Source organism: Acidovorax soli (genome assembly GCF_014207955.1).
Classification (GTDB): domain Bacteria; phylum Pseudomonadota; class Gammaproteobacteria; order Burkholderiales; family Burkholderiaceae_C; genus Acidovorax; species Acidovorax soli_A.
In genome coordinates this window covers 254,668-267,944 of record NZ_JACHLK010000008.1, presented here as the reverse complement: position 1 = coordinate 267,944, position 13,277 = coordinate 254,668, and the positions used below count along the sequence as shown (strand labels likewise).

Sequence of the window (13,277 nt, the reverse complement as noted above, 5' to 3'; positions counted from 1 at the left end):
GTGTACTGCCAAGGCGGCCAATACAGATGACCAACTGACCTGCTGTACTGTACTGGTCGTGTACTGGCGCTCAAGATTACAGTGAAGGCCAGACGCTGACAAGCCCACGAATCCCGAGCCCGCCCCATGACCGCCGCCGAACTCACTGCCCTGCTGGTCTTCTGCACCGCGATGAGCTTTTCGCCGGGCCCCAACACGACCCTGTCCACCGCCCTGGCGGCCAACCTCGGGCTGCGCCGGGCGCTGAATTTCTGCGTGGCCGTGCCCACGGGCTGGACGTTGCTGATGCTGGTCAGCGGCCTGGGCCTGGGCGCGCTGATCACGGGCGTGCCGGCCCTGCGCATGGCCGTGACCCTGCTGGGCGTGGCCTACATGCTGTGGCTGGCCTGGAAGCTCAGCCGCGCGGGCCAGATGGCCCAGGTGGACAGCACGCGCCTGTCGGTGACCTTCTGGCAGGGCGTGGGCCTGCAGTTCGTGAACATCAAGGCCTGGATGCTGGCACTCACGCTCAGCGCGGGCTGGGTGGTGAACGCCGCGGGCCAGCCTTCGAGCAATCCCGGCGAGCGCCTGGCCATCATTTGCGTGGTGATGATGGTGTTCGCGTTCACCAGCAATTTCGTCTATGCCCTGGTGGGTTCGCTGCTGCGCCAGTGGCTGGCCCAGGGCACGCGCCTGCTGTGGTTCAACCGTGCGCTGGCCTTGGTGCTGGTGGCCACGGCCGCCTGGATGCTCACGCTATGAACCGCGGCCAGGAACGCGAAGCCCTGGTCTGGGGCCTGGTGGGCGTCACGCTGTTTGCCGCCACCTTGCCGATGACGCGCCTGGCGGTCGGCTCCACCGATGCGCCGCAGCTGTCTCCCTGGTTCGTCACCTTCGGCCGGGCGGCCGTGGCCGGGCTGCTGTCACTGGCCTACCTGGGCTGGCAGCACGCCCAAGGGCGCCTGCGGATTCCCGTGCGCTCGCAGTGGCCGGTGCTCGGTGTCACGGCCTTCGGCGTGATTGTCGGCTTCCCCCTGTTCCTGGCGCTGGCCCTGCGCTATGTGCCGAGCACCCATGGTGCCGTGGTCACCGCCCTGCTGCCCCTGTCCACCGCCGTGCTCGGCGCCCTGTGGTACCGGCAACGCCCCTCGGCCGGCTTCTGGGCCTGCGCCGTGCTGGGCAGCGGCCTGGTGCTGGCCTTCATGGCCTGGCGCGCGGGCGGCTTCTACCTGGGTGCGGCCAACCTCTACCTCATCGTGGCCATGACCACCGGCGCCCTGGGCTACATCGGCGGTGCGCGGCTCACGCCCAGCCTGGGTGCCGAGCAGGTGATCTGCTGGGTGCTGGCCTGCAGCCTGCCCCTCACGCTGCCCGTGACCTGGTGGTTCGCGCCGGCCACGCCCGCGGCCATCGGCCCCATGGCCTGGCTCGGCTTCGCCTATGTGGCCCTGTTCTCGATGTGGATCGGCTTTTTCGCCTGGTACCGCGCCCTGGCGCTGGGTGCCGTGCGGGTCAGCCAGATCCAGCTGATCCAGCCCTTTTTGAGCCTGCTGTTCGCCGTGCCGCTGGTGGGCGAGCGCCTGGACCTGGCCACCGCGGCCTTTGCGCTCGCCGTGATCGCCACGGTGTTCGTGGGCAAGAAGATGCCGATCCACCAAGGAAGCCCTGCATGAGCCCCGAACAACGCCTGGCCGCCTTGGGCCTGGCCCTGCCCACCGTCACGACACCCCGCGGCAACTTCGACGCCTGGGTGCTCGATGGCCACACCCTGTACCTGTCGGGCAAGGGATCGCCCCTGCGCGAGGACATGGACAGCGTGCCCAAGGTGGGGCGCGAGATCAGCGCCGCCCAGGCGCGCGGGCATGCCCGCGAGGTGGGCCTGCACCTGATCGCCACCATGCAGCAGGCCCTCGGAGACCTGTCCCGCGTGCAGCGGGTGGTCAAGGTGCTGGGCATGGTGAACGCCACGCCCGATTTCATGCAGCACACCGAGGTGGTCAACGGCTGCTCGGACCTGCTGGTCGAGGTGTTCGGCGAGGCCGGCCGCCATGCGCGCTCCGCCGTGGGCGTGGGCTCGCTGCCGCGCGGCTTTGCGGTGGAGATCGAGGCCATCGTGCGCGTGAAAGACTGATACGCCATGCAGATGAACAACATCCCCTTCGCCGCCACCGACTGGAGCACGGTCGAGCGCGTGGAAAAGAGCGCCCAGGCCGGCCAGGCCTTCTGGCAGACGCTGCAGTACGGCGACCTGCGTGTGCGCAAGGTCGAGTACACCCCGGGCTATGTGTCCGACCACTGGTGCCGCAAGGGCCATGTGCTGCTGTGCCTGGCGGGCGAGCTGCACACCGAACTGGAGGATGGCCGGCAGTTCACCCTCACGCCCGGCATGAGCTACCAGGTGGCGGACAATGCCGAGGCGCACCGCTCGACCGCGCCCAGGGGCGCCACGCTGTTCATCGTGGACTGAAGGGCAAGGGCTCTGGCACTATGAAATACTCGGTGGAACAAGGACTTGCGCGGCTCCCGGGGCCGAACGGGGAGCGTTTTGCCGAACTGATCGCGCATGGCAGCATGCGCACGGAACTGTATGCACCGCGCGGGCACGACCCGCAGCAACCGCACGCCCAGGATGAGCTGTACTTCATCCACAGCGGGCGGGGACAATTCGTGCAGGGGCAGGAGCGGCACCGCTTTGCGCCTGGCGATGCGTTTTTCGTACCGGCGGGCCAACCCCACCGCTTTGAAGATTTTTCTGACGACTTTGCAACGTGGGTGGTCTTTTGGGGCCCACCCGGAGGAGAACGAGAGTGAACATGAACGACCTGCCAACAACCTGGACCCTGGCCCGCCGCGCCGAGCGCATGAACCCCTCGGTGATCCGCGAAATCCTCAAGGTCACCGAGAAGCCCGGCATCATCAGCCTGGCCGGCGGCCTGCCCTCGCCCAAGACTTTCCCTGTCGCGGCGTTTGCTGCGGCCTCGGCCGCCGTGCTGGCCAATGACGGCCCTTCGGCCCTGCAGTACGCCGCGAGCGAAGGCTTCGGCCCGCTGCGCGAGGCCATCGCCGACTTCCTGCCCTGGGACGTGAGCCCCGACCAGGTGCTGATCACCACCGGCTCGCAGCAGGGCCTGGACCTGATCGCCAAGGTGCTGATCGATACCGACAGCCGTGTGCTGGTGGAGACGCCCACCTACCTGGGCGCCATCCAGGCCTTCACGCCCATGGAACCCAAGGTGGTGGCCGTAGCCAGCGATGACGAGGGTGTGCTGGTCGACGACCTGGTGGCCAAGGTCGGCACGGGTGCCGACAAGGCGCGCTTCCTGTACGTGCTGCCCAACTTCCAGAACCCCACGGGCCGCACCATGAGCGATGCGCGCCGTGCCGCGCTGGTGGCCAAGGCGGCCGAGCTGAACCTGCCGCTGGTCGAAGACAACCCCTACGGCGACCTGTGGTTCGACAACCCGCCGCCCGCGCCGCTGACCGCGCGCAACCCCGAAGGCTGCATCTACATGGGCTCGTTCTCCAAGGTGCTGGCCCCGGGCCTGCGCCTGGGCTTCCTGGTGGCGCCCAAGTCGGTCTACCCCAAGCTGCTGCAGGCCAAGCAGGCGGCCGACCTGCACACGCCCGGCTACAACCAGCGCATGGTGGCCGAGGTGATGAAGGGCGGCTTCCTGGACAAGCACGTGCCCACCATCCGCGCGCTGTACAAAGAGCAGCGCGACGCCATGCTGGCCGCGCTCACCAAGGAGATGCAGGGCCTGTCCGTCGAGTGGAACAAGCCGGACGGCGGCATGTTCCTGTGGCTGCGCCTGCCCGAGGGCGTGAGCGCCATCGAACTCTTGCCCAAGGCCGTGGAGCGCAATGTGGCCTTCGTGCCCGGCGCCGCCTTCTACGCCGACGATGCCGACCACCGCACGCTGCGCCTGTCGTTCGTGACCTCCACGGCCGAGCAGATCGCCACCGGCATCGCCGCGCTGGCCGCCGCCATCCGCGACCACCAGGCCAAGGGCTGAGCGCCATGCTGCGCCTGTGGGGACGGCTGTCGTCGATCAACGTGCGCAAGGTCGTGTGGGCCGCGCAGGAGCTCGGCATCAGCCTGCAGCGCACCGATGCCGGCGGGCAGTTCGGCATCGTGCGCGAAGCGCGCTACCTCGCGATGAATCCCAACGGCCTGGTGCCGCTGATCGAGGACGAGGACACCGGTGTGGTGCTGTGGGAATCCAACCCCATCGTGCGCTACCTGTGCGCCCGGCATGCGCCGGGCAGCCTCTACCCCGAGGACATCGCCGCCCGCTTTGCCGCCGAGCAGTGGATGGACTGGCAGCAGACCACGCTGAACCCGGCCGGGCGCGATGCCTTCATCCAGTGGATACGCACGCCGGCCGCGCAGCGCAGCGAGGCGCTGATCGCCGCCTCGGTGGCCGCCACCGAGCCGCTGATGGACCTGCTGGACGCCCACCTGGCGCGCCAGCCCTATCTGGCCGGTGAACACTTCACCATGGCCGACATCCCCGTGGGCTGCGAGATCCACCGCTGGTGGGGTCTGCCCCAGGAACGGACCGCACGGCCGCACCTGGAGCGCTGGTACCAGGCGGTGAGCGCGCGCCCCGGCGCGCGCGGCGTGCTCGATCAGCCGTTATCCTGAGCGGACGACCACCCGCCAGAGATCGCACCATGCAGCCACGCCCGTTCAAGCAGATCGACGTCTTCAGCGACCGCCCCGGCGACGGCAACCCCGTGGCCGTGGTGCTGCAGGCCGAAGACCTGAGCGATGCGGACATGCGCCGCTTTGCGGCGTGGATGAACCTGTCGGAAACCACCTTTCTGCTGCCGCCCACCGAGGCCGGCCGAGCGAACGGGGCCGACTACCGGCTGCGCATCTTCAGCCCGCAAGGCGAGTTGCCTTTTGCCGGACACCCCACGCTGGGCACCTGCCACGCCTGGCTGCAGGCCGGCAACACGCCCCGCCAGCAGGGGCTGGTGGTGCAGGAATGTGCCCTGGGCCTGGTGCGCATCCGGCGCGAGGACCACACCCTGGCCTTTGCCGCCCCGCCGCTCACGCGCAGCGCGCCCAGCCCGGCGCTGGTGCCGCTGATCGCCAGTGCCCTGGGCGTGCGCCCGGCGCAGATCCTGGGCACCCAGCTGCTGGACAACGGCCCCGTGTGGCTGGGCATGCTGCTGGACAGCGCCGACACCGTGCTCGGCCTGCAGCCCGACCATGCGCGGCTCATGGACCTGGGCCAGTCGGTCGGCGTGGTGCACGTGGGCAAGGAGGCCAGCGACGCCAGCCGCCCCGGCGTGGTGGTGCGCGCCTTTGCCGCGCCCATGGGCAACCGCGAGGACCCGGTGACCGGCAGCCTCAATGCCAGCCTGGCCGAATGGCTGATCGCCGAAGGCCTGGCACCGCACCACTACCAGGTGGCCCAGGGCGAATGCCTGGGCCGCGCGGGCCGCGTGCACATCCGCCAGGACGACCACCAGGTCTGGGTGGGCGGGCGCTCCGTCACCTGCATCGAAGGGACGGTGCTGCTCTGAAACCGTCCTCCCTTCCGATCCGCGCCGGCGGCTGACCCCACCTGCCCGCAGGTGCCCATGGCCCCAGGCCAGCCCCCTGGCGTGGCCGCAGCACCGACCTCTTTTCTTGTTCTCTTGTTCATTCAACCCACCACCACCGAGACAGGCACTCCACCATGAAACTGCGCCCCTTCCAGCAAGTCGACGTCTTCACCGACCAGGCCTACCGCGGCAACCCGCTGGCCGTGGTGCTCGATGGCGAGGGCATCAGCACCGAGGCCATGCAGGAGTTCACGAACTGGACCAACCTGTCGGAAGCCACCTTTTTGCTGCCGCCCACCCCCGAGGGCCGCGCGGCCGGCGCCGACTACCGCGTGCGCATCTTCTGCCCCGGGCGCGAACTGCCGTTTGCCGGCCACCCCACACTGGGCAGTTGCCATGCCTGGCTGGGCGCCGGCGGCCAGCCGCAGACACCGGGCCGGGTGGTGCAGGAATGCGGCGTGGGCCTGGTGCCGCTGCGCCAGGACGGTGCGCGCCTGGCCTTTGCCGCCCCCGAGCGCCTGCGCAGCGGCCCGCTGGACGAGGCCGATGTGGCGCTGATCGCGCGCGGCCTGGGCGTTCCCCGCAGCGACATCCTGCACCACGCCTGGTGCGACAACGGCCCCAAGTGGCGCGGCGTGATGTTGAAATCGGCCGAACAGGTGCTGGCGCTGCGGCCCGACAGCGCCATCCTCGCGGGCCTGGACATCGGCGTGGTGGGGCCGCGCGGCAAGGTCGGCGTGATCGGCGCCGATACCTCGCGCGAGGACATCGCCTTCGAGGTGCGGGCCTTCTTCCCCGGCAATGCGGGCCTGGCGGAAGATCCCGTGACGGGCAGCCTGAATGCCGCCCTGGCGCAGTGGCTGATCGGCGCAGGCCTGGCGCCCACGAGTTACATCGCCAGCCAGGGCACGGCCCTGGGCCGCGCCGGGCGCGTGCATGTGCACCAGGAGGGCGCCGACATCTGGATCGGCGGCCACTCGGTGACCTGCGTGCAGGGCGAGGTGCTGCTGTGACGGCACCCGCTGCCCCCTGCGTCGACCACCTGGTGGTGCTGGCCAGCGACCTGGCCACGGGCGTTGCATGGTGCGAACGCACACTGGGCGTCACGCCCGCAGGCGGCGGCGAGCACCCGTTGATGGGCACGCACAACCGCCTGCTCAACATCTCCAGCCCCACGCACCCGCGTGCCTACCTGGAGATCATCGCGATCAACCCCGTGGGCACCAAGACCATCCCCGATGGCGACCGGCGCTGGTTCGACATGGACGACGCCGCGCTGCAACAGCAGATGGCCGCACACGGCCCGCAGCCCATCCACTGGGTGGCCTCGGTGCCCGATGTGGCGGCCAGCCTGGGCGCATTGGCCGCCCTGGGCGTGGACCGGGGCCGCGCCATCGCCGCCAGCCGCCCCACGCCGCAGGGCCTGCTGCAGTGGCAGATCACGGTGCGGCCCGACGGCCGGCGCCTGTGGGACGGTTGTCTGCCCACGCTGATCCAGTGGGGTGCCGCACACCCCTGCGACCACCTGCCGGACAGCGGCGTGCAGCTGCAGTCGCTCACGCTGCAGCACCCCGACGGCACGGCCCTCGCTGCGGCTTGCGATGCCGCCGGCCTGCGCATCCTTGCCCCGGCCAGCGCCGGCCCGGTGCCGCTGCTGCAGGCGACGCTGACCACACCGCGCGGCCCTGTGGTCCTGCGCTCGGCCCCGCCCCCCTCCACCCCCTCAACGGAGTAAGCCCCCATGCTCACACCCCAGGAACTGATGCTCTTTGCGCTCGCTGCGCTGCTGCTCGTGCTCACGCCCGGGCCCAACATGGTCTACTGCGTCTCGCGCAGCCTCACGCAGGGGCCGCGTGCCGGCCTGCTCTCGCTGGCCGGTGTGCTGGCGGGCTTTGGCGTGCACCTGCTGGCGGCCTCGCTCGGCCTCACGGCCCTGCTGGCCGCCGTGCCCATGGCCTTTGACGCGATCCGCATCGCGGGTGCGGCCTACCTGCTGTGGCTGGCCTGGCAGGCCGTGAAGCCCGGCGGTGCCGCGCCCTTCGAGGCGCGCGACCTGCCGCACGACACGCCGCGCAAGCTTTTCCTCATGGGCTTCATGACCAACCTGCTCAACCCCAAGGTGGCCATGTTCTACCTGTCGTTCTTTCCGCAGTTTCTGCACCCCGAGCGTGGCCAGTGGCTGCTGCAAAGCCTCTCCCTGGGCGCGGTGCAGATCAGCATCAGCGGGCTGGTGAATGCGCTGCTGGTGCTGTTCGCAGCCCGCGTGGCGCTGTTCATGAACCGCAGCCAGGGCTGGATGCGCGCCCAGCGCTATGTCATGGGCACCGTGCTGGGCCTGCTGGCCGTGCGCCTGCTCGCCGAAAAGAGGCCTGCGGCATGAGTGCCCTGCCCACCCCCACCCTCCCCTGGCTGCCCAGCCTGGCCGACATCGAGGCGGCGGCCGAGGTCGTGTACCGCGACTTTGCGCCCACGCCGCAGTACCGCTGGGGCCTGCTCAGCGAGCGCCTGGGTACCGACTGCTGGCTCAAGCACGAGAACCACACGCCCGTGGGCGCCTTCAAGATCCGCGGCGGACTGACCTATTTCGACCAGTTGACCCGGCGCGGAGCCCTGCCGCGCGAGGTGGTCAGCGCCACGCGCGGCAACCATGGCCAGAGCATGGGCTGGGCCGCGCGCCGGCACGGCGTGGCCTGCACCATCGTCGTGCCCCGGGGCAACTCGGTCGAGAAGAATGCCGCCATGCGCGCGCTGGGCGTCACGCTGATCGAGCACGGCAGCGACTTCCAGGAAGCGCGCGAGCACGCCATGCAGCTGGCTACCGAGCGCGGGGCGCACATGGTGCCGAGCTTCCATGCCGACCTGCTGCGCGGCGTGAGCACCTACTGGTGGGAGTTTTTGCGTGCCGTACCGCAGCTCAATGTGGTCTACGTGCCCATCGGCCAGGGCTCGGGCGCTTGCTCGGCCATCGCAGCCAAATTGGCGCTTGGCCATGGCGTGCGCATCGTCGGTGTGGTGAGCAGCCATGCCACGACCTATGCCGATTCGCTGGCAGCGGGCCGCGTGGTCGAGGCGCCCGTGACCACCGAGCTGGCCGACGGCATGGCCTGCCGCGTGGCTGATGCGCAGGCGCTGGCCCTCCTCGCGCCGCACATCGACCACATCGTGCAGGTGACGGATGCCGAGGTGGCCGCGGCCATGCATGCGATCTACACCGACACGCACAATGTGGCCGAGGGCGCGGGTGCGGCCGCCCTGGCTGCGGCGCTGCAGGAGCGCGACGCCCTGCGTGGCCAGGCCGTGGGGCTGGCGCTCACGGGCGGCAATGTCGACGCCCCCGTGTTCAGCCGCGTGCTGGCGGGATGAACCTGTCTCCAAGGCTACTGGCGCGGCTGCGCCGGTCGCTTGGGAGACAAACGGCCAGGCCGGTGCCTGCCCACAATCCGGCGCATGGGAACCCTTTACCTCGTGCGCCACGGCCAGGCCTCGTTTGGCGCAGACGACTACGACCAGCTCAGTGCGCGTGGGCGCGAACAGGCGGTGCGCCTGGGCGAGCACTGGCGTGAACGCGGCCAGGCCTTCGATGCCGTGATCACCGGCACGCTGCGCCGCCACACGCAAACGCTCGAAGGCATTGCCGAGGGCCTGCGCACCACCCCCGAGGTGCTGCAGATGCCCGGCCTCAACGAGTACGACAGCCACGCGCTGATCGCCGCCATCCACCCGCAGCCCCTGCCCCGGCCCGACACGCCCGAGCTGTACCGCCACCACTTTCGCCTGCTGTGCGACGCGCTCGCGCAGTGGATGGCCGGCGTCATCAGCCCGCAGGGCATGCCCAGCTGGAACGAATTCAGCGCCGGTGTGCGCGGCGCGCTCGACCATGTGCGCCAGCACCATGTGGGCCACAAGGTGCTGCTGGTGAGCAGCGGCGGCCCGATCTCGACCGCCGTGGGCCAGGTGCTGGGCACGGCGCCCGAGGTGACCATTGCGCTCAACATGCGCATCCGCAACAGCGCGGTCACGGAGTTCACCATCAGCCCCAAGCGCCTGATGCTGCAGACTTTCAACACCTTGCCGCACCTGCAGGCGCTGGAGCATGCGGATTGGTTGACGCACGCGTGAAACCTAAATTTATTGCAAAACAATAAATTTTTACTGTTTAATAGCAACTCCATCGCTTTGCGGGAGTTGCCATGCGCCGTCGACATTTCCTGGGCCACAGCCTGCTGAGCGCTGTGCCCCTGCTGGCCGCCTGCGGCGGCTCGATGGGGCGCAGCCCCGAGGGCGAGGCCCTGGCCGGCGGCCCCACCACCCTGCCGCTGCAGCGCGATCTCAGCCATGTGTCGGTGGTGGCGCAGGCCAATGGCCGGCCGCTGCGCCTGCTGCTCGACACCGGTGCCGACCAGCATGTGCTCACCCCGCGCACGGCCGAGGCGCTGGGGCTGGTGTTGTCCGAGGAGCGGGTGCCCAGCTCGGGCGCGCAGGCCTCGGACCAGCCCGTGCCCTGGACCCGGGTGGACGAAATCGTGCTGGGCGGCAGCGCGCGCCTGCGCCAGGCCCTGGCCTTCGTCATACCGCTGCCGGCTGAGTTCGCCTACGACGGCATTCTGGGCGCGCCGCTCTGGCGCGCCTTCACCACGCACCTGGACTTTGCGCGTGGCGAATTCACGCTGGACCTGCCCGGCCGCATGCCACCGCCGCCCGGGGCCGTGCGCCTGCCCCTGCAGGTGCTGCCCGGTGGCAAGCTGCTGGTGCAGGCCAGCGCCGCCGGGCATGCGGGCTGGTTCTCGCTGGACACGGGCGACAGCGGCGCCGTCACGCTGTTCAGGCCCACGGTGGAACGGCTGGGCCTGCGCGCCGCGCTGCAACCCGCCGTGCGCATGCCCACGGGCGTGAGCGTGGGCGGCATCACCTGGGCCGATGTGGCGCGGCTGCCGCAGTTCGGCATCGGCCCCTGGCAGTTGCCACAGGTGCCGGTGCACCTGGCGCTGGCCACCGATGGCCTGTTCGGCAGCGATGCCTGGATGGGCAACCTGGGCAATGAACTGTGGCGGCGCTTTGCCCTCACCATCGACGTGGCCGGCGGTGCGCTGTACCTGGACGCACAGGCCGCCCTTGGCGAGCCCTTTGCCGGGCCACGCAGTGGCCTGCTGGCGCGCTGGAATGGCACGCACTTCGAGGTGCTCCATGTGCTGGCCGGCGGCCCCGCCGACCAGGCCGGCCTGCGGTCGGGCGACGCACTGCTGGCGGTGCAGGGGCACGGGCTGGGCGCGGGCGATGCCGGCTGGCTGCGCGAGCGGCTGGCCGCACCGCCCGGCACGGCGCTCGCCCTGCGCTTGCGTGGCCCGGAGGGTGCCGAGCGCCAGGCCACGCTGGTACTGCAGGAACTGGTTTGACTCAGGGCGGGCTGGCGCCGTCCGGCCCGTCACGCAGGGTGCTCAGCGGCAGCGCCACCATCTCCTGCAGCAGGGCCACGAGCTGCGTGGCCGCGGCTTCGACCACCTGGCGGCCCTTGTCGGCCGTGGCGGCCGCGGCATTGCCCACGGCACCGGCGGGGTGGTAGTCCTGCATCTGCCAGCCGAGCTTGGCGCTCTTGCCATTGCCCAGGATGGCGTAGCGCTCCGAGCGGTCCTGCGAGGTGGAGCGGAAGTCCTGCGCGTGTTCCATGTGCACAGTGGCGGGCGCCAGGTGCAGCATCATCGAGGTCTCGATCTCGCCCGCATGGATGCCGAAGCGGTGCTCCTGCGCGCTGAACTGCCCGGCCACGGCCTCGGGCAGGGGCAGGCCGAACCAACTGGCGCTATAGACCAGGAGGTCGCAGCGCGTGCGCAGCTCGCGCGCCACGATGTCCATCACGCTGACCTGGCCCCCATGGCCGTTGAACAGCAAGAGCTTCTTCACGCCCGCGCGCGCCACGCACTCGCCCAGCTCGGTCCACAGCGCGATGATGGTGGCCGGCGACAGCGTGAGCGTGCCGGGGTAGCGGATGTGCTCGGGGCTCAGGCCCACGTTCTGCGGCGGCAGAAAGAGCACCGGCAGGTCCGCCGGCAGCAACGGCAGCGCGGCGTCGACCACGCCCTGCAGCAGCGTGGCATCGACCGACAGCGGCAGGTGCGGCCCATGCTGCTCGATGGCGGCCACCGGCAGCACCGCCACGGTCTGCGCCGCCAGGCCCGAAGCCTTGCGTTTTGCGAAATCGCGCGTGCCAAGGTCGGCCCACCAGCGCGGGGGCTTGGTGGCTGCGGAAGAGGGAGGTACCGGTGGCTGCGTCATGCCGCCATGGTAGCGGCCTCAGGCGAGAACGATCTCGTCCTGGTGGTTGGCGATGTGGAAGGTGTGGGCCCGCGCGAAGTCGGCCTTGTCCAGCGCGCCGTAGGCAAAGTGCGGGCGCAGCGCCCCCGTGTGGGCATTGAAACGGGCGATGGCGGCCCGCAAACGCTGGGCGGCGGGCTTCCAGTCGCCCGACATCGTGAGCGCCGGCGCCGCGGGAATGGGCTCGGCCAGGCCATGCGACATGCGCCCGCGCCAGCCGAAAAAGCCGAATGCCGCCGCACCCAGCGTGCGCTGGAACAGGGCGCTGTTCTCCTTGGGAAACCCGTCCATGCTCATCTCGATGCTCTGCGACAGGTGCTCCAGCACGGCCACCAGGGGCCAGGCGCCCGTGGTGCGGGCCTGAGGCGTGGCCTCCAGCTTGTCGAGCCAGCGCAGCGCGCCGGACAGGTCGGCCACCTTGGGCTCGTCGGCCCAGCCGAGGGCAGGGACCAGGACCAGGGGGGCGGCGATCAGGGCGGTGCGGCGTTTCATGGTGCACCGATGGTAGCGCCCTGCAGCCCCATTGCGCTGCCGCTACCATGCAGGGATGACCCACGATCTGTTCCGAGAAGACAGCTACCTGCGCGAATGCAGCGCCCACATCACCGCCGTCACCGAAGCCGGCATCGTGCTCGACCGCACGGTGTTCTACCCCCTGGGTGGCGGCCAGGCCGGCGACAGCGGCACGCTCACGCTGGCCGATGGCAGCACCCTCGCCATCGCCGACACGCGCAAGGGCAAGGATGCCGAAGGCCAGCCCACGGCCGATATCGTGCATGTGCTGGCCCCGGGCCAGGAAGAGCGCTTGGCTACGCTGGCCGCCGGCCTGCCCGTCACGGCGCGCATCGACTGGGAGCGCCGCCACCGCCTGATGCGGCTGCACACCACCACCCACCTGCTGTGCCACCTGGTGCCGCAGCTGGTCAATGGCTGCTCCATCACGCCCGAGTACGCGCGGCTGGACTTTTCGATGACCGACCCGCTCGACAAGGATGTGCTCACGGCCGGCATCGCCGCCCTGGTGGCCGCGGCCCACCCGCTCACCGTGGCATCGATCAGCGACGAGGAACTCGACGCCAACCCGGCCCTGGTCAAGAGCATGAGCGTGCAGCCGCCGCGCGGCACAGGGCGCATCCGCACCATCCGCATCGGCGGCGGCGAGGGCGGTGCCCCACTGATCGACCTGCAGCCCTGCGGCGGCACACACGTGGCCAATACCGCGGAGATCGGCGCCATCGTGGTGACCAAGATCGAGAAGAAGAGCGCCACCACGCGCCGCGTGGTGCTGGGCTTTGCTGCCTGAGGCCCGGCGCTGCCCACCGCCGGCCAATCGTCAAAAAACATCAACCAAACCCCTGGATACACTGCGCGCCCCCGCGCGGTGGTACCTTGGGCGGCCTGCCGCCCGTTTGCGGCCGAGCCCCCTGACCGCC

17 protein-coding genes are annotated in these 13,277 nt (G+C 70.3%); 15 read left to right on the top strand and 2 right to left on the bottom strand.

Annotation, left to right across the window (positions count from 1 at the left end):
* Positions 1-126 precede the first annotated feature (126 nt).
* The 14 genes from HNP48_RS20610 (at position 127) to HNP48_RS20545 (ending at position 10,928) form a co-directional block, all read left to right on the top strand.
* Positions 127-741 carry a LysE family translocator gene (locus HNP48_RS20610; protein ID WP_184860517.1) on the top strand — a complete coding sequence of 205 codons (615 nt, stop codon included), beginning with the start codon at positions 127-129 and terminating at the stop codon, positions 739-741.
* Positions 738-1,652, top strand: coding sequence for a DMT family transporter (locus HNP48_RS20605; protein WP_184860515.1), 915 nt, complete (start codon positions 738-740; stop codon positions 1,650-1,652). Before HNP48_RS20610 ends, HNP48_RS20605 begins: the two co-directional genes overlap by 4 nt.
* Entirely contained in the window at positions 1,649-2,110 is a 462-nt protein-coding gene (locus HNP48_RS20600; RefSeq protein ID WP_184860513.1) for a RidA family protein, read from the top strand. The genes HNP48_RS20605 and HNP48_RS20600 overlap by 4 nt, the downstream gene beginning before the upstream one ends.
* Positions 2,111-2,116: 6 nt before the next feature.
* The gene (locus HNP48_RS20595; RefSeq protein ID WP_184860511.1) at positions 2,117-2,446 is read left to right on the top strand and encodes a DHCW motif cupin fold protein; all 330 of its coding nucleotides are present in this window, start codon (positions 2,117-2,119) and stop codon (positions 2,444-2,446) included.
* Positions 2,447-2,466: 20 nt separating this feature from the next.
* Positions 2,467-2,790, top strand: coding sequence for a cupin domain-containing protein (locus HNP48_RS20590; protein WP_184860509.1), 324 nt, complete (start codon positions 2,467-2,469; stop codon positions 2,788-2,790).
* A 2-nt stretch (positions 2,791-2,792) separates the two neighbouring features.
* Positions 2,793-3,992, top strand: a complete 1,200-nt coding sequence (locus tag HNP48_RS20585; protein WP_184860643.1) for a PLP-dependent aminotransferase family protein — start codon at positions 2,793-2,795, stop codon at positions 3,990-3,992.
* Between the two features lie 5 nt (positions 3,993-3,997).
* Positions 3,998-4,624 carry a glutathione S-transferase family protein gene (locus tag HNP48_RS20580; protein WP_184860507.1) on the top strand — a complete coding sequence of 209 codons (627 nt, stop codon included), beginning with the start codon at positions 3,998-4,000 and terminating at the stop codon, positions 4,622-4,624.
* A 29-nt stretch (positions 4,625-4,653) separates the two neighbouring features.
* Positions 4,654-5,514 carry a PhzF family phenazine biosynthesis protein gene (locus HNP48_RS20575; protein WP_184860505.1) on the top strand — a complete coding sequence of 287 codons (861 nt, stop codon included), beginning with the start codon at positions 4,654-4,656 and terminating at the stop codon, positions 5,512-5,514.
* A 155-nt stretch (positions 5,515-5,669) separates the two neighbouring features.
* On the top strand, positions 5,670-6,548 hold the full coding sequence (locus HNP48_RS20570) for a PhzF family phenazine biosynthesis protein (RefSeq protein ID WP_184860504.1): 879 nt from the start codon (positions 5,670-5,672) through the stop codon (positions 6,546-6,548).
* The gene (locus tag HNP48_RS20565; protein WP_184860502.1) at positions 6,545-7,270 is read left to right on the top strand and encodes a VOC family protein; all 726 of its coding nucleotides are present in this window, start codon (positions 6,545-6,547) and stop codon (positions 7,268-7,270) included. The genes HNP48_RS20570 and HNP48_RS20565 overlap by 4 nt, the downstream gene beginning before the upstream one ends.
* A gap of 6 nt (positions 7,271-7,276) precedes the next feature.
* A complete protein-coding gene (locus tag HNP48_RS20560) occupies positions 7,277-7,915 on the top strand; it encodes a LysE family translocator (protein ID WP_184860500.1) in 639 nt (212 codons plus the stop codon).
* Positions 7,912-8,898 (top strand): threonine dehydratase, encoded by a 987-nt coding sequence (locus tag HNP48_RS20555; RefSeq protein WP_184860498.1) that lies wholly within the window; start codon positions 7,912-7,914, stop codon positions 8,896-8,898. Before HNP48_RS20560 ends, HNP48_RS20555 begins: the two co-directional genes overlap by 4 nt.
* Positions 8,899-8,982: 84 nt before the next feature.
* On the top strand, positions 8,983-9,654 hold the full coding sequence (locus HNP48_RS20550; RefSeq protein WP_184860496.1) for a histidine phosphatase family protein: 672 nt from the start codon (positions 8,983-8,985) through the stop codon (positions 9,652-9,654).
* A gap of 71 nt (positions 9,655-9,725) precedes the next feature.
* Positions 9,726-10,928, top strand: a complete 1,203-nt coding sequence (locus HNP48_RS20545) for an aspartyl protease family protein (protein ID WP_184860494.1) — start codon at positions 9,726-9,728, stop codon at positions 10,926-10,928.
* Between the two features lies 1 nt (position 10,929).
* On the opposite strand, the gene HNP48_RS20540 is transcribed toward HNP48_RS20545, so the two are convergent.
* Both HNP48_RS20540 and HNP48_RS20535 read right to left on the bottom strand, forming a co-directional pair.
* The gene (locus HNP48_RS20540) at positions 10,930-11,805 is read right to left on the bottom strand and encodes a creatininase family protein (protein ID WP_184860492.1); all 876 of its coding nucleotides are present in this window, start codon (positions 11,803-11,805) and stop codon (positions 10,930-10,932) included.
* Positions 11,806-11,823: 18 nt separating this feature from the next.
* Positions 11,824-12,336 (bottom strand): DUF1569 domain-containing protein, encoded by a 513-nt coding sequence (locus HNP48_RS20535; protein ID WP_184860490.1) that lies wholly within the window; start codon positions 12,334-12,336, stop codon positions 11,824-11,826.
* Positions 12,337-12,391: 55 nt separating this feature from the next.
* Here HNP48_RS20535 and HNP48_RS20530 point away from each other — a divergent pair, with 55 nt between their 5' ends.
* The gene (locus tag HNP48_RS20530) at positions 12,392-13,147 is read left to right on the top strand and encodes an alanyl-tRNA editing protein (protein ID WP_184860488.1); all 756 of its coding nucleotides are present in this window, start codon (positions 12,392-12,394) and stop codon (positions 13,145-13,147) included.
* Positions 13,148-13,277 lie beyond the last annotated feature (130 nt).

What these genes read in the sequence shown, in the direction of transcription:
- HNP48_RS20550 (WP_184860496.1), top strand. Translation starts at nt 8,983, where the DNA reads ATGGGAACCCTTTACCTCGTGCGCCACGGCCAGGCCTCGTTTGGCGCA.
- HNP48_RS20605 (WP_184860515.1), top strand. Translation starts at nt 738, where the DNA reads ATGAACCGCGGCCAGGAACGCGAAGCCCTGGTCTGGGGCCTGGTGGGC.
- HNP48_RS20540 (WP_184860492.1), bottom strand. Translation starts at nt 11,805, where the DNA reads ATGACGCAGCCACCGGTACCTCCCTCTTCCGCAGCCACCAAGCCCCCG.
- HNP48_RS20595 (WP_184860511.1), top strand. Translation starts at nt 2,117, where the DNA reads ATGCAGATGAACAACATCCCCTTCGCCGCCACCGACTGGAGCACGGTC.
- HNP48_RS20535 (WP_184860490.1), bottom strand. Translation starts at nt 12,336, where the DNA reads ATGAAACGCCGCACCGCCCTGATCGCCGCCCCCCTGGTCCTGGTCCCT.
- HNP48_RS20590 (WP_184860509.1), top strand. Translation starts at nt 2,467, where the DNA reads ATGAAATACTCGGTGGAACAAGGACTTGCGCGGCTCCCGGGGCCGAAC.
- HNP48_RS20580 (WP_184860507.1), top strand. Translation starts at nt 3,998, where the DNA reads ATGCTGCGCCTGTGGGGACGGCTGTCGTCGATCAACGTGCGCAAGGTC.
- HNP48_RS20570 (WP_184860504.1), top strand. Translation starts at nt 5,670, where the DNA reads ATGAAACTGCGCCCCTTCCAGCAAGTCGACGTCTTCACCGACCAGGCC.
- HNP48_RS20610 (WP_184860517.1), top strand. Translation starts at nt 127, where the DNA reads ATGACCGCCGCCGAACTCACTGCCCTGCTGGTCTTCTGCACCGCGATG.
- HNP48_RS20600 (WP_184860513.1), top strand. Translation starts at nt 1,649, where the DNA reads ATGAGCCCCGAACAACGCCTGGCCGCCTTGGGCCTGGCCCTGCCCACC.
- HNP48_RS20555 (WP_184860498.1), top strand. Translation starts at nt 7,912, where the DNA reads ATGAGTGCCCTGCCCACCCCCACCCTCCCCTGGCTGCCCAGCCTGGCC.
- HNP48_RS20575 (WP_184860505.1), top strand. Translation starts at nt 4,654, where the DNA reads ATGCAGCCACGCCCGTTCAAGCAGATCGACGTCTTCAGCGACCGCCCC.
- HNP48_RS20560 (WP_184860500.1), top strand. Translation starts at nt 7,277, where the DNA reads ATGCTCACACCCCAGGAACTGATGCTCTTTGCGCTCGCTGCGCTGCTG.
- HNP48_RS20530 (WP_184860488.1), top strand. Translation starts at nt 12,392, where the DNA reads ATGACCCACGATCTGTTCCGAGAAGACAGCTACCTGCGCGAATGCAGC.
- HNP48_RS20545 (WP_184860494.1), top strand. Translation starts at nt 9,726, where the DNA reads ATGCGCCGTCGACATTTCCTGGGCCACAGCCTGCTGAGCGCTGTGCCC.
- HNP48_RS20585 (WP_184860643.1), top strand. Translation starts at nt 2,793, where the DNA reads ATGAACGACCTGCCAACAACCTGGACCCTGGCCCGCCGCGCCGAGCGC.